This window comes from Chryseobacterium foetidum, from assembly GCF_025457425.1.
Taxonomy (GTDB): Bacteria; Bacteroidota; Bacteroidia; order Flavobacteriales; family Weeksellaceae; genus Chryseobacterium; species Chryseobacterium foetidum.
The window spans coordinates 3,601,948-3,618,610 of record NZ_JAMXIA010000001.1; the positions used below are offsets into that span (position 1 = coordinate 3,601,948).

General features: G+C 35.2%; 18 protein-coding genes. 11 read left to right on the forward strand and 7 right to left on the reverse strand.

Going from position 1 to position 16,663, the window contains the following annotated elements; genetic code table 11:
• Window positions 1-24 precede the first annotated feature (24 nt).
• Window positions 25-1,275, reverse strand: coding sequence for a CinA family nicotinamide mononucleotide deamidase-related protein (locus NG809_RS16630; protein WP_262152393.1), 1,251 nt, complete (start codon window positions 1,273-1,275; stop codon window positions 25-27).
• Between the two features lie 114 nt (window positions 1,276-1,389).
• Here NG809_RS16630 and NG809_RS16635 point away from each other — a divergent pair, with 114 nt between their 5' ends.
• Window positions 1,390-1,866 (forward strand): DUF7832 domain-containing protein, encoded by a 477-nt coding sequence (locus NG809_RS16635; RefSeq protein ID WP_262152394.1) that lies wholly within the window; start codon window positions 1,390-1,392, stop codon window positions 1,864-1,866.
• A 196-nt stretch (window positions 1,867-2,062) separates the two neighbouring features.
• Here the strand turns inward: NG809_RS16635 and NG809_RS16640 are convergent, their stop codons facing one another.
• Window positions 2,063-2,797, reverse strand: coding sequence for a LytR/AlgR family response regulator transcription factor (locus NG809_RS16640; protein ID WP_262152395.1), 735 nt, complete (start codon window positions 2,795-2,797; stop codon window positions 2,063-2,065).
• Between the two features lie 44 nt (window positions 2,798-2,841).
• A complete protein-coding gene (locus tag NG809_RS16645; RefSeq protein WP_262152396.1) occupies window positions 2,842-4,623 on the reverse strand; it encodes a tetratricopeptide repeat-containing sensor histidine kinase in 1,782 nt (593 codons plus the stop codon).
• A 333-nt stretch (window positions 4,624-4,956) separates the two neighbouring features.
• On the opposite strand from NG809_RS16645, the gene NG809_RS16650 reads away from it, so the two are divergent.
• The 4 genes from NG809_RS16650 to NG809_RS16665 all read left to right on the forward strand — a co-directional run bounded on the left by NG809_RS16650 (window position 4,957) and on the right by NG809_RS16665 (window position 9,873).
• The gene (locus NG809_RS16650; protein ID WP_262152397.1) at window positions 4,957-5,922 is read left to right on the forward strand and encodes an SIMPL domain-containing protein; all 966 of its coding nucleotides are present in this window, start codon (window positions 4,957-4,959) and stop codon (window positions 5,920-5,922) included.
• A 175-nt stretch (window positions 5,923-6,097) separates the two neighbouring features.
• Window positions 6,098-6,772 (forward strand): SIMPL domain-containing protein, encoded by a 675-nt coding sequence (locus tag NG809_RS16655; RefSeq protein ID WP_262152398.1) that lies wholly within the window; start codon window positions 6,098-6,100, stop codon window positions 6,770-6,772.
• 141 nt (window positions 6,773-6,913) lie between these two features.
• Window positions 6,914-8,509 carry a DUF4139 domain-containing protein gene (locus NG809_RS16660; protein WP_262152399.1) on the forward strand — a complete coding sequence of 532 codons (1,596 nt, stop codon included), beginning with the start codon at window positions 6,914-6,916 and terminating at the stop codon, window positions 8,507-8,509.
• 170 nt (window positions 8,510-8,679) lie between these two features.
• A complete protein-coding gene (locus NG809_RS16665; RefSeq protein WP_262152400.1) occupies window positions 8,680-9,873 on the forward strand; it encodes a vWA domain-containing protein in 1,194 nt (397 codons plus the stop codon).
• 286 nt (window positions 9,874-10,159) lie between these two features.
• Here NG809_RS16665 and NG809_RS16670 read toward each other — a convergent pair whose 3' ends face one another.
• Window positions 10,160-10,702 (reverse strand): lipocalin family protein, encoded by a 543-nt coding sequence (locus NG809_RS16670; RefSeq protein WP_262152401.1) that lies wholly within the window; start codon window positions 10,700-10,702, stop codon window positions 10,160-10,162.
• A 207-nt stretch (window positions 10,703-10,909) separates the two neighbouring features.
• Between NG809_RS16670 and NG809_RS16675 the strand changes: the two genes are divergently transcribed.
• The 3 genes from NG809_RS16675 to NG809_RS16685 are packed head-to-tail and all read left to right on the forward strand — an operon-like array spanning window position 10,910 to window position 11,933.
• Window positions 10,910-11,392, forward strand: coding sequence for a hypothetical protein (locus NG809_RS16675; protein ID WP_262152402.1), 483 nt, complete (start codon window positions 10,910-10,912; stop codon window positions 11,390-11,392).
• On the forward strand, window positions 11,392-11,745 hold the full coding sequence (locus tag NG809_RS16680; RefSeq protein WP_262152403.1) for a hypothetical protein: 354 nt from the start codon (window positions 11,392-11,394) through the stop codon (window positions 11,743-11,745). Before NG809_RS16675 ends, NG809_RS16680 begins: the two co-directional genes overlap by 1 nt.
• 5 nt (window positions 11,746-11,750) lie before the next feature.
• Window positions 11,751-11,933, forward strand: coding sequence for a DUF1616 domain-containing protein (locus NG809_RS16685; RefSeq protein WP_262152404.1), 183 nt, complete (start codon window positions 11,751-11,753; stop codon window positions 11,931-11,933).
• 47 nt (window positions 11,934-11,980) lie between these two features.
• Here the strand turns inward: NG809_RS16685 and NG809_RS16690 are convergent, their stop codons facing one another.
• Both NG809_RS16690 and NG809_RS16695 read right to left on the reverse strand, forming a co-directional pair.
• The gene (locus NG809_RS16690; protein WP_262152405.1) at window positions 11,981-13,090 is read right to left on the reverse strand and encodes a 5-(carboxyamino)imidazole ribonucleotide synthase; all 1,110 of its coding nucleotides are present in this window, start codon (window positions 13,088-13,090) and stop codon (window positions 11,981-11,983) included.
• A 73-nt stretch (window positions 13,091-13,163) separates the two neighbouring features.
• Entirely contained in the window at window positions 13,164-13,715 is a 552-nt protein-coding gene (locus NG809_RS16695) for a DUF1543 domain-containing protein (protein ID WP_262152406.1), read from the reverse strand.
• Window positions 13,716-14,020: 305 nt separating this feature from the next.
• Here NG809_RS16695 and NG809_RS16700 point away from each other — a divergent pair, with 305 nt between their 5' ends.
• The 3 genes from NG809_RS16700 to NG809_RS16710 all read left to right on the forward strand — a co-directional run bounded on the left by NG809_RS16700 (window position 14,021) and on the right by NG809_RS16710 (window position 16,129).
• Window positions 14,021-14,758, forward strand: coding sequence for a hypothetical protein (locus NG809_RS16700; protein ID WP_262152407.1), 738 nt, complete (start codon window positions 14,021-14,023; stop codon window positions 14,756-14,758).
• Between the two features lie 160 nt (window positions 14,759-14,918).
• Window positions 14,919-15,749, forward strand: a complete 831-nt coding sequence (locus NG809_RS16705) for a sulfite exporter TauE/SafE family protein (protein ID WP_262152408.1) — start codon at window positions 14,919-14,921, stop codon at window positions 15,747-15,749.
• A complete protein-coding gene (locus tag NG809_RS16710) occupies window positions 15,746-16,129 on the forward strand; it encodes a DUF1634 domain-containing protein (protein WP_056078532.1) in 384 nt (127 codons plus the stop codon). The genes NG809_RS16705 and NG809_RS16710 overlap by 4 nt, the downstream gene beginning before the upstream one ends.
• Window positions 16,130-16,260: 131 nt before the next feature.
• On the opposite strand, the gene gloA2 is transcribed toward NG809_RS16710, so the two are convergent.
• Window positions 16,261-16,659, reverse strand: a complete 399-nt coding sequence (gloA2, locus tag NG809_RS16715; protein WP_262152409.1) for an SMU1112c/YaeR family gloxylase I-like metalloprotein — start codon at window positions 16,657-16,659, stop codon at window positions 16,261-16,263.
• Window positions 16,660-16,663 lie beyond the last annotated feature (4 nt).

A 16,663-nucleotide genomic window follows, 5' to 3' on the forward strand; every position in this document is an offset into this window, starting at 1 on the left:
ATTGTTACTTTAAAATTCAATTTTTTATTCAGAAATTAAAATTGAAACCAAATCCTGGATCACTTTCTGCGCTGTGAAATGCATAAAATCAAGCCTTTCGAGATGAGGCATAAACAGTTTTGAATTGTGAGTTTTATCGCCGATTTTTATAGAATAATAAACCAAACCAATATCTTTTCCGTCTTCACCTTTTCCCGGACCAGCAACGCCAGTCGTGGAAAGTGCGATATCTGTTTTAAATAAATTTTGGCAACCCGCCGCCATTTCCGCAGCAACTTCCTCACTCACAACGGTGTATTGATCGACAGTTTCTTTTTTTATATTTAAAATATCGATCTTTTTCTGAGTATCGTAAGGAATTATTCCACCTGAAAAGTACTTTGAACTGCCTGGATTTGAAGTGATTAGTTTTGCCAGTTCGCCTCCCGTACAGCTTTCTGCAGTAGATAATGTCAGTTTTTTTTCGTTTAAAATTTCAGCAAGAATTTTTTCAATTTTATCTTCTGAAGTGGCAATCACATTCGGTTTAATGAGAGGTAAAAGTTTTTGAATTACCTCTTCCAATTCGTGCTTTAGTAGATTTTCGTTATCGCCACTCGCAGTAATTCTCAATTTTACACGGGTTCCGACAGGAAGATAGGAAAGCGAAATATGTGCAGGCAAAGCGAGCTCCCAATCCTCTATCATATCTGCTAAAATACTTTCGGGAATTCCCACAACGGAAACGATTCTTGTCGTAAGATAATTAAGGCTGAATTTTTCCTTTAAATAAGGAATGATCTGATCTTTTATTAAAGGTTTCACTTCATAAGGAACGCCAGGCAGACTAAAAACAATTTTTCCATTTTCTTCCATCATCATACACGGAGCTGTTCCGAAATGGTTCTGGAAGACCGTAGATTTTGTAGGAACAAAAGCCTGTTCGCGGTTTCTTTCCAGTATTTCTATTCTGCCGCGCTTTTCCATGTAAGCTTTAAGATGTTCAAAAGTTTTCTCATCCAAAGCAATTTCATCATCAAAAAAATCAGCGATGGCTTTCTTGGTTTTATCGTCTCTTGTTGGTCCTAGACCTCCGGTTGTTATGACTAAATCGCCAATCCCGAATGCAGATTTCAAAGTGTTTTTAATGATTTCAATTTCATCAGAAATGGTAAAAATCTGTACCACTTTGATACCGATGTTTTTAAGTTCGGTAGCAATAAAATTTGAATTGGTATCCACGGTATTTCCGGATAAAATTTCGTCTCCGATGGTAATAAGAACTGCGTTTTGCATGCTTTTGATTTTGAAAAAAAATTCGTTACAAATGACGTGAAAATCTCTGTAGCGGGCAAAAGAAAATGATTTTTTATATCTTTGATTTCTACTGTTGATAACTATAATTACACTATGACAAAATACGATGATGCTTCTTGGCATTACGGCGGAGATTTTCCTGAAGAGCTTCCACAAAAAAACAGCGCGACCCACACGGGAATGTTTCTGAACTGGTGCATTAATCATAATCTTCATTCTCAGGAATTACAGGAAGATCATGAGAATGAAATTGAAAGCTTAAAAAGACGTGAAATCACAGGCGCTGAATTTGTGATCAGTGTTTTGGATGGGAAATTTTCTGAAGATGATCTGAATGATTTCGGAAACGCTTTTGCAAAAGACTATTACGTTGACGAAACTGATTTTGCCGCTCAATACAGTTCATTTGCCACAGATTACATCAATATTTTCGACAGCATCGCCGAAGAAAGTGATTTTGAATATGAAACTTTTTATCACATTGAAGATACTTACGAAAACTATGATATGATGAAACAGGTGATTGACCATCGCTTTCAGGAATGGAAGGAGTATAAGAATCTTAATTGAAATTTCTCGAAAAAACCTCACAGGCTTTCGAAACCTGTGAGGTTTGAGAGGTATTTGAACCGTAAGATTTATTAGCACGTTAAGGATGATTAAGTTGAGCTCTACTTTAAGCAAATACTTAATAAATCTATCTGATTTTCTTAAAAAATCTTAACCAATTAATAACCTTAATGGTTTAAAATCTTTGGTTCAAATTCTAAGAAAAAACTTTCAAAAACTGCTCTTTAAAACTCCCCGATACCTCAATTTCAGTTTGATCAGTCAGTGTTGCGGTACCGCTTTTGTGATAAGATTTTACGAATCCGGTATTGATAATATGCGAACGGTGAACTCTTACAAAGGGGTTTTCCAGCAGATCATCGAAATGTTTCAGAAACCGGCAAACCATTTTCCTGGAACCGTCTGTAAGATAAACCTGCGTGAAATTTCCATCGGCCTGAAGTCTGACGATATCTTCTGTTTTTACGACATCAAAACCCTGCAAAGTCGGGAGAATAAGTTGCTGTTTTTCCGGTTTTAATTTTAAATTTTCAAGAAGAATTTTATTTCGGTTGAGTTCTTCTTTATTTTGAATACTTTCAGCGACTTTATTTACCGCAACGATCAATTCCTGAATGTCTATCGGTTTTAAAATATAATAACTTGCAGATTTGTTTAGAGCCTGCAAAGAATATTGTGAAAACGCTGTAATGAAAATTGTTTCGTAGGAAAATTCTTTAGTTGCTTCCAACACGTCAAAAGCATTCCCGAACGGCATTTCAACATCAAGAAAAACCAGTTGTGGCCGCGTTTCAGAAATTAACGGAACGGCTTCTTTAATATTTTCCGCCTCTCCCAAAATCTCGACTTGCGGACAATATTTTGTGAGATAATTTCTAAGAACTTCTCTTGCTATTTTTTCGTCGTCTACTATTACGGATTTTATTTTCATACGGGCATGTTTAAGGTTTAAAGTTTAATGTTTAAAGTTTGAAATCAATTAGATAGTCTGAAGATTATTTTAACAAAAACACCTTGAGAATCGGGTTTATCCGTGATTTTGCACTCAATATTTTGCTTATATAAATCATTCAATAAAGCAATTCTTTCCAGAGTATTCTTCATGCCGCGACCTTTTCTTGTTTTCTGATGTTCGGTTTTTTGCTTCTTGCTTTCTTCGATACCGATGCCATTGTCTTCGATGGTAATTTTCAGATTTTCGGCGGATTTTTCAAATTTTAATTTTAAAAATCCTTTTGTGGTTCTGTACCTCAATCCGTGCCAGACGGCATTTTCAAGGAAGGGTTGTACCAACATTCCGGGAACTTTTAAGCTTTGGGTATTCAAATTCTCGTCAACTTCAATTTCATAATCAAACTTATCTGCAAAGCGTGTTTTTTCTAAAGCTAAATAATTCTGTAACAAATCCAATTCCTGCTGGAATGGAATAAAATCCTCTGTAGAATTTTCCATCACGCCACGCATCAGTTTTGAAAATTTAGTTAAATATTGATTCGCTTCCAGTTCGTTATTCGTTGCAATAAAGTGATTGACAGAGTTCAAACTGTTAAAAATAAAATGCGGGTTCATCTCACGACGCAGCGACTGTAATGCAATTTTTTTATTTTTAACCTGAACTTTTTTCAGTGTCCTGAAAATAAAAATAATTAAACCAATTAAAATAATTAAAGCTCCAATCAGGCTGTAGTTAAAAAGATTTTTCTTTCTGATCAATTCATCTTTCAGTTTTTTTTCCTGCTCCAGTTGTGAAATTCGCTGCTCGGTATCTTCCAGAATTTTTTCGTCGACCAAACTTTTATCTTTTGAAACCAAATCAGGAAGTTTCCCGAGAAAATCACGATACAGCGAAACCGATTCGTCAATATTTTGAGAAATAGCATACAAGCTGTCAAGTCTTTTTACACTTTTCTGAGCCTCCAGCGTATGACCTTTTTCCAAAGCAATTCCGTAAGATTTTTTTAAAAGGTTAATGGCTTCTTTGGGATCATCTTTTTTGATATAAATGTCAGCCAACTCCTGAATCTGTTCGACTTCCTTTTTTGAATTTTCTTTAACGAAATCCTCCTTCAAAACCTTCTTTTTAACGGCAATTGCTTTGTCGAAATCTTTGTTCACCACGTATAAATCAGTAAGTTTCTGATTGATTGCCAGTGCCTGTTGAGGAGATTCTTCTTTTGAAATATTGTAGGCCGTATTGAGATTTGCTTCTGCTTTCGGAATGTTTTTCACTTCGAGATTGGCTTCTGCCATTTGAGAATATCCTGCGGCGAGGTCTTCCTTATTATTTTCTTTTTCGCTGATCTGAATGTTGTTTTGTATAGCATCCATTCTCATCACCACAGAATTGGAGCTTAACCGTGATGCATCATTAGAATTCTGCATTTTTTTAGCTTTAGAATAGCCCACATTCGATGCTGCTTCATAATTTACTGCCGCGGCTTTTAATTTGTTCTGATTTTCCTGCGACTGTGCCAGTTTTCTGGTTACTTTTTCCAGATTCTGCTTGTCATTAAGTTTTTCGTAGATATTTTTTGATTTAATAAAATACTCTTCACTTTTAGAAAAATTGGAAGCATTAAAATACGACTCACCAATTTTAAAATACGATTCAGCTTCTGCGGATTCGTCTCTTTTGTCAACCGCTTTCCTCAAAACTTTACTTTCGCTGGAAATTTCCTCTGCAGCTTTGTTCTGAGAATAAATTTTATTCCCAAAAAATGTGAAGACAATAGCAAAAAAGAAATATTTGAATTTCATAAAACAAAGATATACATATAATTGATGTTCAAAAAATGATTCACCAAGTGAAAATCTTTATTCACCAAGTTGCAGAATTCACCTCTTTCATCGAAAATTGATTTAAAATTCCCGCGGATTGCCTTAACTGAGCAGATTTAAGGTTTAAAAATAATTAGATGTAGAAGTAAAATCCATTAGTGATCTCATAAATTTAATTAAAATTTAAAAACAATTTTGTGAGTTTTCTCTGATGATGTCTTCACCAAGCGAAAACCTCAATTGACCAAGTTGGCTTCAAAACGCTTTTGGAAGGCGGTTAAGTTTGCAGTATAATTTTAAAACTTAATCATTATGAAAAGCACTTTATGCATCATCGGACTGTTATTTTCTAATCTGCAATTTGCACAGGTTAAAGGAAATATTAATTATCAAAACCAAGCGAACCCTCAGGCTCAGTTCAGATATCCTGACACAAATATTAATGTAAACAGTCCCTCGACGAATGAAATATTCGTTAATATAAAAGGTATGGCGAATGTGAAGGCAGATCAATATGTGGCAATTTTCAGTTTAACCCAAGTTGGCGAAACTGCTGAGGAAGTCAATGAGATGATAGACAGGCGCCTTAATTCGTCGGTTTCGCAGATAAAACTTTTAAAAGGAAATGAAACTTACATTGATATGATTTCTTTTGTACCGGTTTATAACTTTGAGGTTGAGAAAAAGATATTCAGCAAAAAAACATACAATGAGGTTCCCAAAGGATTTGAATTAAAAAAGAATCTTCATGTAAAATTTTCAGATCCAAATCAACTCAATCAGTTGATAACGATTCTTTCCAAAAATGAAATTTACGATTTGGTGAGAGTCGATTATTTTGCAGGTAATCTTGAAAACGTGAAAAAAGAGTTGATGAACAAGGCAAAACTTGCTCTTCAGGAAAAGATCAAAAATTATGAATCAATGATGGGCGAAACTTTTATCAACACTGCCAAAAGTTTAAGCGATGGGTACAAAATTGTACTTCCTATCGAAATGTACAAATCTTACGAAGCTTACAACAGCTCATCGTTAACGCTGACAAGATCTGCTAATGTAAATCAGACAAATAAATCTACAACCATGTACTATCAGCCCATTTTGGATAAAGAATTTGACTTTGTGATAAACCCAACAATCTTAGAACCCGTGATTCAGGTGATGTATGAGGTCAAAATGATCATTACAAAGGACAAAAAGCAGGAAGTAAAAGATCAAAAATCTTATATTCTGATTACTCCAAATGGCGAAATGAGGGATTTGAATATTGCTAAATGAAACAATTTCACGATCTCAAACCTAACGGGTTTTCGAAACCCGTTAGGTTTTTCTGTTTACAAACTCTCACAAAAATTCACTCTCACCAAGCCAAATCCCCGTTTCACCAAGTCTACGGATTTTCAGCTTTAAATCGTAGTAATTTTACTTTAGAAATTTAAAATAAAAATTTGTTATGAAACTGAAACACCTTTTATTAGTCGGAATTTTTGCAGCAGGAAGTTTGGTGAATGCGCAGGAAATTAAAAAAAATGCAATCGAGGTAACGGGAGTTGCCGAAATGGAAGTGGAACCGGATGAAGTTATCTTTAACATTGGCATCAAGGGTGACAACAAAAACCAACTTGCCGACAACGAAAAAACGATGTATGAAATCCTTAAAAGCAACGGTGTAAAAAATGAAGATATCAAATTCAAATCGATGTATCAGAATTCCTACATCAAAACAATTAAATTTACCAAGAGCTATCAGTTTAAGGTGAATCTGAAAACCAATGTCAGTAAGCTTTTCGAAGAGCTGAATCAAAAATGGGTCAGCAATCTGAATATTGCAGAAATCAAAAACACAAAAATTGCAGATTTCAGAAAAACGGTAAAAATCAATGCATTGAAAGCCGCAAAAGAAAAAGCAGATTATCTTTTGGAAAGCATCGGGAAAAAGACAGGAACTCCTCTGGAAATCACTGAAATTGAAGATTATATGAGCGACTCTGTGATGCCGGTTGCGTACAGAAGTAAAGTAGCCAATTTACAGCTGGAAGCAGCAGATCAAACGGCAGATTTTACTTTCGACAACATCGAAAATATCAAACTTAAATTCAGCATCAAAACACGATACGAAATTCTTTAGTTTAGTAGGAGACAGTCAGAAATGGCTGTCTTTTTTTTGTCTTAAAAACTTCCACCAAGTGAAAACCTTGGTTTACCAAGTCTTCAAATTTCCGGTTTAAAATCAGAGTAATTTTACTGTAGAACTTTAAAATAATAAACAATGCGACACTCGATTTTAATACTAATGCTCTCGTTTTCTTTATTTAAATCTCAGGAAATTAAAAAGGAAATTGATGTAAAACAAGCAACTGTTTTTTTGCAGGGAGCGAAAGTTTTCGGAAGCACCAACGTCAGTCTTCAAAAAGGAAGAAATGTTGTCAAAATCATCAATCTTCCAAATGATTTAGATGAAAACACCTATAAAATCAATCTTGAAAAAAACACAACCCTTCTATCGATAACTCCGCAAAGCAATTATCTGAAAAATGATGAATTGTCTGAAGGTGAAAAAAAACTGAATGATGAAAAGAAAAAACTTCAAAGACAGGCTGATTTATTAAATATTCAGATTAAGAATCTCTCGGGCGAACAAAATATCATCAACGATAATCTGAAAGTTTCTACGAACGACAAATCGACTCCGCAGGAACAGCTGATTAAACTTACGGAATTTTACAGAAAAAGAATGCTGGAAATCGACAATCAGGTTTTTCTTTTGAATGAACAGAAATCTGTTTTAGATGAAAGTATCGCCAAAATCGATAAACAGTTTTCTGAAGAGCAGACGCATAAAAATCAGAACAAAAAAGAGCTTTTACTTGAAATTCTTGCTGAAAATGAGATGAATCTGAACTTGGGCGTAAGTTATATTGTTTCCAATGCTGGTTGGGTTCCGTCTTATGATTTGCGGGCTTTGTCCACCAAAAAACCTCTTGAAATTGTCTATAAAGGAAAAATTTATCAAAAAACCGGACAGGACTGGAATAATGTTAAACTTTTTGTTTCCACCTACCGACCTTCTTACAACCAAAACAGACCGATTTTATCTCCACTTTATGTAGCAGAATACACTGCTCACAATTCCGATGATGCAAAAATGGGTTACATGAAAAAAGCTGAAATGTCAGCTGTTAATTCTTACCAGATGCGGGCTGAAGTTGCTGCAACTAGTCAGATTCCGGTGGCAACGGTTTCGGATAACCAGATGAATGTTCTGTATGAATTGAAATTTAGCCAAACCATCGTCAGTCAGGAGAAAGAACAATATGTGATTCTGGATAAAAAAGATGTGGAGGCAACTTATAAATATCACACCGTTCCGAAGCTGAACAATCAGGTTTTCCTCATGGCTTTTGTGAAAGACTGGCAGAATTTAAATCTCATTTCAGGCGAATGCAATATTTATTTTGAAGACAATTATATCGGAAAAACCAATATCACAAGCAATTATGTAAAAGATGAATTCCCGATTTCACTTGGTGTTGATGAAAGAATTGTAGTGAAACGCATGAAAGTCGAAGATAAAACTGCTCAGAAATCACTCAGTTCAAATAAACTGGAAACAGAATCTTACGAAATATCAATCAGAAACAACACGAAAGAAAATATTGAACTTGAGATTCTGGATCAGCTGCCGATCAGTCAAACTGATAAAATATCGGTGAAAACTTTAAACATAGGTGACGGAGAATATGACGGTAAAACAGGAAGTATCCTCTGGAACAGGAAAATCAACAGCGGAGGTTCAGAGAAAATCAATTTTTCTTATGAGTTGAAATATCCTAAAGAAATGCAGATTCAGTATTACAGCAGGTGATTCGAGTTGCGGGATTCGGGATTCGGGATTGGAAAATTTTGTTCAAAAACCTATTTCAAAAATCCAAACCAAAAGTTTACGACCCGCGTCCCGATACGCTACCGTAACCCGTAACCCGAAACTCGTAACCCGAACCTCGTAACCCGAAACAATATTTAAAAACATACGATATGAACACTTTAAAATTTTTAGCATTAACAACCAGTGCAGTAGCTTTTTTAAGCGCAGGGAAAATGTCAGACATCCGTTGCAGCAGTAAAGCCAACGACAGAGAAGTGGTAGAAAGCAATATTTCTCCGGAGCCACAAATTACAGTTTCAAAAGATAACAAAATTCAGGTTGCCCTGCTTTTGGACACGTCAAACAGTATGGACGGACTTATTGATCAGGCAAAATCAAGATTGTGGAATATCGTGAATACCTTGACCACTCTCAAGTACAACGGACAGGCACCACAAGTGGAAATTGCCCTATATGAATACGGGAATGACGGTTTGCAGGACGAAAATTACATCCGACAGATCACACCGCTCACTCAGGATCTGGATTTGGTTTCAGAAAAACTGTTTGCCCTCCGAACCAATGGCGGTAGTGAATATTGCGGAGCTGTAATACGTGACGCCGCGACAAATCTGAAATGGGACGGCAATGAAAAAAGCATGAAGCTGATTTACATCGCTGGAAATGAAGCTTTTGATCAGGGTAGAGTCAGTTATAAAGAGACGGTTTCGGGAGCAAAGAAAAAAAATATTTACACCAACACGATTTTCTGCGGAAGCCGTGATGAGGGAATTCAAACTTTTTGGCAAAACGGAGCGAGTTTAGGGGACGGTAAATACTTTAATATAGACAGTGACCAAAAAGTAATCTATATTGAAACGCCATTTGATAAAAGAATTTATGAATGCAACGGTTTGCTTAATGACACATATATTTCCTACGGTCGAAAAGGCAGCGAAATGAAAAGCAAACAGTATATACAGGATTCGAATGCAGAATCGGTTTCCGCGTCAAATGCTGTGGAAAGGGCTGTGAGCAAATCAAAAAAGAATGCTTACAAAAACGACCATTGGGATTTGGTAGATAAAGTAGAGAAAGACAAAAGCTATATTTCTTCGATCAGAGAAGAAGAATTGCCAGATGAACTGAAAGGAAAAAGTAAAGACGAAATTCAGAAAATTATAAGTCAGAAATCAGCCAACAGAGATAAAATTCAAAAGGAAATTGAAGTTTTAGCAAAGAAAAGACAGGAATTCATTGATGCTGAAACTAAAAAACGGGGCAGTTCTGATGCTGATGATCTGGGAAAAGCAATTGAAAAATCAATTGCCGAGATTGCAAAGAAAAATGGATATAGTTTTTAATTTGAAATTTGAGGTTTGAGATTTGAAATTCTATTATATTTGATCTAAAGATATTTATAAGTCCCGAATGGACGATTTGACGAAGGATATGATGAAATCCTATTTAATTTTCCGAAGATCGGCTTTATGAAAATTAAAATAAACAAGTGAGTGTTAATATTGTTTATTAAGTTTGGGGTGGCAAATTGATGCTGCCCCAAACGTTTTATTTAAATGAATTTTTACAATAGTTTAAAAACAAAGGAAACATTAAATCCGCTCAATCAGCAAAATCTGCTTGAGACATTTACTGATTATGTTTTACCCAAATCAGATCATCTGTATTATAACCCAGCTTTTGAGCCTTCTCAATAAAACGAAGTCTGATGCTTTCATGGATTTCCGTAGTTCTTGATAAAATCCAGATGTATTTTAAATTGTGACCCACCACCAAAGCATACTGGTAATTTTCATCAATATCGATCACATTGTAACCTGCCCAAATGGGTTTAAAAAAAGATACTTTCAGTCGGGCTTCATTGGGTGAATTGACGAATTTTGCTTCGCCCACAGACTCTTTCCATTCTTTTTTCACATAATTGTAACCACGGTTCTGAACTTTAATATTTCCTTTTTTATTTAAAGAATAGGTCGCCGTGACATTGTCCATATCCTTTTCAAATTTATAATCGAATCTTGCAATTTCATACCATTTTCCGAGGTATTTGTCGGCATTAAAATTCTGTACAGCTACAGCGTTATCGGGAATTCCCACGGAGCATGAATTTAGAATTAAAAGTCCCAAAACGCCAGCTGCCACGGGCAATAATATTTTTTGATAGGTTTTCATAGTGAATATTTTGTGAGTTGATTTTTATTAAATTCAAAAATAATGCCTTGTAAAAGTGATGTTCTTTAAAATTAATGATACGAAAAAAAGAAATTTTGATTAAATTTCAATACTTTTTATTATATGAAAAAAATTGTTTTCCTCTTATGTGTAATACTTTTTCATTGCACAGACACAAAAATCAACCATACACATCAGAAAAATGTCATGCCAAAATCTGTTGATGGCGAATATGGAAAACTGTTTTTTGATTATGATCAAATTGAATTTTATAAGATAGACATTGAAGAGGACAGCGGATTAAATCTGTATGACAGAAAAGATCTTTCTAAATTTGATTTGCTGAAATATGGTGTTGTTATAGAGGAAATTCCAAAGGACATTAAGGATCAGGAATTCTTAAAAGACATGAGTCGGATGGGTTACAAGAAGAAAGAAATTGATTCCTCAAAATTTAAAGATTTCAACAAAATATTTGTCGAAAAACCAGAAGCTTTAGGTTCTGTTGCTGCTTGTATTCCCGTTTACCGGGATATTTTGATTTTCAAAAAAAGTAAAAAAGTCATAGGAATGGTAAAAATTTGTTTCAGTTGTCACCAATATCGTATTTTGGGAGCCAACGGAAGTACAATGAATTTTGGTTCTGACGAGGATTATAAGAAACTTTGGATTCTTTTAAACAAATACTAATGTTAAAAAAAACACTTTTGATATCGCTTTCGGCGATCATACTGATTATTTTATCCATCACAATTTACTGGAATCTTCCCATAGAAATCACAAGAAAATCTGATATTGAATCGGGAAACAAAATAATTCAGAATATTGAAAATTACCAGAAAACAAATGGTAAACTTCCTGAAGAAAACGATTTGCAAACTTTAGAAAAACTGGGTTTACAAAAAGGTAATTTAGAAAAACCAGTTTATAATAACGACCAAAATGGAAACTACGAATTGATTTATGATGACGGTTTAGGAGGTCCTTATTTATTATGGAATTCAGACGAGAAAAAATGGACGATTGATTTTCCTAAACTTTAAATAAAATGAGTAAAGTAAAAGGATTTAGTATATCAATTGTAAGTTTTCTTTTAGGATTTATTTTAAATGGTCTGGCCTGGACAATTTTGCCAGGTCCTAGCTTAAATACGATTGCACTGGTAAGTGGATTACTCTTAATGCTAATTGGAGGATGTCTATTTATTGCGAGTTTTTTCTTTAAAGACTGAAAAAGACTGCCCAAAAAGCAGTCTTCCTCAATATATTTTTAAAGATCTTAAGCAATCACTCTCACCATCGCTTTTACCTGTATCAGCTTCTCCATCAGTTCCTCGCGTGAATCTGCCAAAACATTGATGTGTCCCATCTTTCTGCCCGGTTTGGTTTCTGTTTTTCCATATAAATGAACGTAAGTTTCAGGCAGTTTTAAAACTTCTTCCATACCTTCATAAATTACTTTTCCTGAAAATCCTTCTGCGCCAACCAAATTCAACATTCCGCTGTAAATAATCGCATCCGTATCGGCTAAAGGTAGGTTTTTTACCACACGATACATTTGTTCGAACTGAGAATTGGCGTTGCCTTCCTGACTTTGATGACCGGAATTGTGCAGTCTCGGAGCAGTTTCGTTGACCCAGACTTTTCCCTCTTTATCTAAAAACAATTCTATCGCAAACAATCCTGCGGAATTTACAGCATTCAGGAATTTTTCTGTGATTGAATCAATTTGATTTTCAATGTCTTCACTTAGAAAAACCGGACAGATATTAAAATCCAAAAGATTCAATTTCGGATCGGCAACCATTTCTGTTACAGGGAAAGTCTGTGTTTCTCCGTTTTCGTTTCTGGCAACAATAACCGAAAGTTCTTTGTCGATATCCACCAGTTTTTCAAGAACAGAATCCTGAGTCCAGAGATTTTTCATGTCTTCATTGGTGCGGATCACCTGAACTCCTTTTCCGTCGTAACCGCCTGTGTTCAGTTTTTGTACGAAAGGCAAAGCAATTTTAATTTCATCTTCCGTTCCATCCATAATTTCAAATTCAGGACTTGGAATATTGTGCTCGTCATAAAACTTTTTCTGAAGAATTTTCTGCTGAATGGTCTTGATAATCGCAGAATTCGGAACGACTTTTACTCCTTGATTTTCAAGCTCTTCCAGTGCATCTGCATTCACATGCTCGATTTCAATTGTTACAACATCTTTATCTTTCCCAAATTCTAAAACGGTATCGTAATCATTAAAACTTCCCTGTGTAAAATGTGAAATATTGTGACAAGGTGCATCTGCAGCCGGATCTAAGGTATAAAATTCATCATCATATTTCAACGCTTCCTGAATGAGCATCCTTCCGAGCTGTCCGCCTCCTAAAATTCCTATTTTCATTAGTTTATTTTTTATATTTGATTTATTCTAATATGTGAATTAGTTTTAAATTTAAAGAAATCAATGGTTTAATTTACTTCACTTTATCCAGCATCAGATAACCGAGAAATGTAAAATTTTCCTGATTTTCTTCTTCAGATTTGGTGATCTTCAAAGAATATTTTTGTTTCATTTCGCTAGGAAGAATATCTGTGACACTGAAAATATCGTCAATATCTACTCCGAATTTTTCATCAATATGACTTCCGGCTCCTTTAAAACCCATCGTCTGATAAAATTCTGTCGCCTTTGATTTTTTTACCACTTCACCCAATGTTTTTCCCACCATCAAATGCTGTTCGTGAAATTCTTTAAAATGGTCTGCCTTGTACCCGCCAAGATTCACAAAAAACAGTTTTTCTTCATTCTCAAAGCTGTTTTTAGGCTCCACTGAAATTTCGTATCCATCAGCAAATTTCACTTCCTGATAGGCATCAATGTGAATTTTGCCTTTCGCTTCGGGCCAGAAATCTTTCATAGCAGGAACGAGATCTTTCAAAGTTTCCGCAATCCCGAAAAACACATCGTGCTGCTCGATATTCCGGCCTTTGGGTGTGGCTCCGAGGATGATATAGAATAATTTCATGTGTAGGTATTTTATTTTTCAAAGTTCTCCCGAACGGTGCAAAAAGTTTTCGCAAATGCCTTATTTTAAAGGTTTCTATCCGAAAAATCCTTTCATTTGCAACTTCAGATGGCTTTGCATAAGTGCAAAAATACGTCAAATTTATCTTTTATTAAATGTTTGAAATGTGACACTGAATTTGTACTGGTAATTTTAAGTTTTTAAAACTAAATAAAGTTATTTACAACAAGATGAAGATTTAAATGAAATTATTTTAAAATTTAAACAGAACTTTCACGTTAGATGGAAAACTTCTTATCAAAACCATGAAATTATCTTTTAAAACTGCTGCTGCAACGCTGTTTTTCTTTTCTATTCAATGTTTTTCTCAGTCTGACTATTCTTTGGGAATTACTGCAGGGACAGGGATGAATTTTTACAGAAACAATTTATCTGTCGACAAAAACCACTTCAGATCAAACAAACCAATATCATTTTATTTTGGAGCCAAACTGGTGAAAAATCTGGATGAAGAAAATAAACTTTTTGCTGATCTCATCATCGCCAGAAAAAAAATCCAGTATCAATATAATCTCAATGAGCCCGAAATTCCGTTTACGAATGAGGAGATTTTCGGACAGAAATATGACTGTATTTCAGTTTTTGTGGGATACAGAAGATTGTTTCCCTTGAGAGAAAGGTATATCTACATCGAGGGAAGTGTGGGTGCTGATTACAATAATAATGTAATGATTTACAACGAGGGAAATGGTCAGTCGAACGAAAACCTGACTGAAACCGTTTATTACGAAAGTTTTTACAACACGCATATTGGTGAAAAAAGTTATACTATCAGTTCAAATATTGGCTTTGGGTTAGATTTTGGGTACAGAAATCAATATGATTTGGGACTTTCAGTGAATATACCGATACAGAAAATTCAGACAAAAGAATCCGAATATCAGTCTTCTTGGAATTACAAAAATAAAACCTACGTACATCAGTTAAAATACATCGGAAATATCTACTATCCGGCTTTGAGGTTTACTTATTATCTTTTTTAGGAACTTTTTTGGATCTGATTATTGCCTGAAATCACTTCAATTAGTCAACATAATTTAAATTTTCAGGTGAATAAAAACCGTTCTAACCCCTTGAAATACGGCGAAAAATAATCTTGAACTATTGTTTGCCTGAAAACCCCAAACGTTTTATATTTGTAGCATGTCTGAAATCATTATTCTCTTCCTTGGAGCAATATCTGCAGGACTTTTGGGTTCTCTCACAGGTTTAGGAGGTGGAGTTATTATTATTCCTTTATTGACGCTGGGTTTTGGCGTTCCAATGCATTACGCTATCGGTGCATCACTTATTTCGGTGATCGGAACTTCTTCCGGAGCGGCCGTAGCTTTCGTAAAAGAAGGTTTCACCAATATGAGAATCGGAATGTTTCTTGAAATTGCCACAACAGCCGGTGCCATCGTTGGAGCGTTAGTTTCAGGAATGCTGAATCCCAATACCATCGGAATTATTTTCGCAAGTATCCTTTTGCTGACTGTTATTTTAAATTTAAAAGGAAAACCGGATCATCAGGAACCCCGTATCAAAGGAACTTTAGAAGATAAATTAAAACTATACGGAACTTTCCCCGACAAAGGCGTTCTGAAAAGCTACTCAGCACGAAATACCGTTCCCGGATTTTTTATGATGATGTTTGCAGGTGCGATGTCCGGACTTTTAGGAATCGGTTCCGGAGCTTTGAAAGTTTTGGCGATGGATAATATGATGAGGTTGCCGTTTAAAGTTTCTACAACAACGAGTAATTTTATGATTGGTGTCACTGCGGTTGCAAGTTCATTAATTTATTTTCAGAGAGGTGAGATTATACCCGTAATTGTTGCTCCCGTTTTGGTTGGAGTAGTGGTGGGAAGTTTTATCGGTTCAAAAACTTTAATGGTTTCAAAGACAAAAAAGTTAAAGACATTTTTCGCAATAGTGATTACGATTCTTTCAGTCTATATGATGTATAACGGAATTAGAAGCAACTTCTCATGAGAAAGAATTTCACTGATGTAGACCTGAACCGTTCCGTTGGAAATCTCCTTCGTCTGGGCGTAATTTTATCGGTAATCACTTCGCTGATTGGTTTTATTAAACTCTTCATGGAAGGTTTCAAAATGCCCCGAAAGTACAAACTTCTCGACATGGGAACGTCTTCAGAAAAAGTCTGGAGTCATTTCTGGGAAACACTTTGCAAGGGTGAAGGGATGGCCATTATTCAACTGGGAATTCTGATGCTCATTTTCACGCCTTTGATGAGAATTATTTTTGCTTTAATCGGATATTTGAAGGAAAAAGATTACACTTATGTAATTATTTCCTCAATTGTTCTGGCGATTATGGCTGTGAGCTTTTTCACGGGCTACGCGCATTAAAATTTGAGATTTGAAGTTTGAGATTTGAAATTTATGCAGGCTGAAAAACTCTGTCTTATTTAAGTGAAATCAAAGATTCGACATAGTCAAACGGCTTCGTGAGACTTATGGCGATATCATTTACAATAAACCTAGTGTACTCTGTGTTCAAAATACTCTTCATAAAATTCCAAAGGCAAACCATCAGGATCCTGAGTAAAGAAAAATTCTTTTCCGGTAAATTCATCAACACGGATTTCTTCGCAGTTTAAACCTTTCTGAATTAATTCTTCTCTTTTTTCGTTTACATATCCGACAGAAAAAGCCAGATGTCTCAAACCACAGGATTCCGGTCTGGAAGGTCGTTTAGGAGGATTTGGAAATGAAAATAATTCAATCACATAATGATCTCCAATCGCCAGATCCAGTTTGTAGGACCGCCTTTCTTCACGGTAGACTTCACGGAGGATGTTTAAACCTAAAATTTCTGTATAAAACTTTTTTGAGACTTCGTAATCTGAACAGATGATGGCTATGTGATGGATTTTCATAGTT

Excerpts from the sequence above, each read along its gene's own strand:
- NG809_RS16630 (WP_262152393.1), bottom strand. The coding sequence starts at position 1,275 with ATGCAAAACGCAGTTCTTATTACCATCGGAGACGAAATTTTATCCGGA.
- NG809_RS16635 (WP_262152394.1), top strand. The coding sequence starts at position 1,390 with ATGACAAAATACGATGATGCTTCTTGGCATTACGGCGGAGATTTTCCT.
- NG809_RS16640 (WP_262152395.1), bottom strand. The coding sequence starts at position 2,797 with ATGAAAATAAAATCCGTAATAGTAGACGACGAAAAAATAGCAAGAGAA.
- NG809_RS16645 (WP_262152396.1), bottom strand. The coding sequence starts at position 4,623 with ATGAAATTCAAATATTTCTTTTTTGCTATTGTCTTCACATTTTTTGGG.
- NG809_RS16650 (WP_262152397.1), top strand. The coding sequence starts at position 4,957 with ATGAAAAGCACTTTATGCATCATCGGACTGTTATTTTCTAATCTGCAA.
- NG809_RS16655 (WP_262152398.1), top strand. The coding sequence starts at position 6,098 with ATGAAACTGAAACACCTTTTATTAGTCGGAATTTTTGCAGCAGGAAGT.
- NG809_RS16660 (WP_262152399.1), top strand. The coding sequence starts at position 6,914 with ATGCGACACTCGATTTTAATACTAATGCTCTCGTTTTCTTTATTTAAA.
- NG809_RS16665 (WP_262152400.1), top strand. The coding sequence starts at position 8,680 with ATGAACACTTTAAAATTTTTAGCATTAACAACCAGTGCAGTAGCTTTT.
- NG809_RS16670 (WP_262152401.1), bottom strand. The coding sequence starts at position 10,702 with ATGAAAACCTATCAAAAAATATTATTGCCCGTGGCAGCTGGCGTTTTG.
- NG809_RS16675 (WP_262152402.1), top strand. The coding sequence starts at position 10,910 with ATGCCAAAATCTGTTGATGGCGAATATGGAAAACTGTTTTTTGATTAT.
- NG809_RS16680 (WP_262152403.1), top strand. The coding sequence starts at position 11,392 with ATGTTAAAAAAAACACTTTTGATATCGCTTTCGGCGATCATACTGATT.
- NG809_RS16685 (WP_262152404.1), top strand. The coding sequence starts at position 11,751 with ATGAGTAAAGTAAAAGGATTTAGTATATCAATTGTAAGTTTTCTTTTA.
- NG809_RS16690 (WP_262152405.1), bottom strand. The coding sequence starts at position 13,090 with ATGAAAATAGGAATTTTAGGAGGCGGACAGCTCGGAAGGATGCTCATT.
- NG809_RS16695 (WP_262152406.1), bottom strand. The coding sequence starts at position 13,715 with ATGAAATTATTCTATATCATCCTCGGAGCCACACCCAAAGGCCGGAAT.
- NG809_RS16700 (WP_262152407.1), top strand. The coding sequence starts at position 14,021 with ATGAAATTATCTTTTAAAACTGCTGCTGCAACGCTGTTTTTCTTTTCT.
- NG809_RS16705 (WP_262152408.1), top strand. The coding sequence starts at position 14,919 with ATGTCTGAAATCATTATTCTCTTCCTTGGAGCAATATCTGCAGGACTT.
- NG809_RS16710 (WP_056078532.1), top strand. The coding sequence starts at position 15,746 with ATGAGAAAGAATTTCACTGATGTAGACCTGAACCGTTCCGTTGGAAAT.
- gloA2 (WP_262152409.1), bottom strand. The coding sequence starts at position 16,659 with ATGAAAATCCATCACATAGCCATCATCTGTTCAGATTACGAAGTCTCA.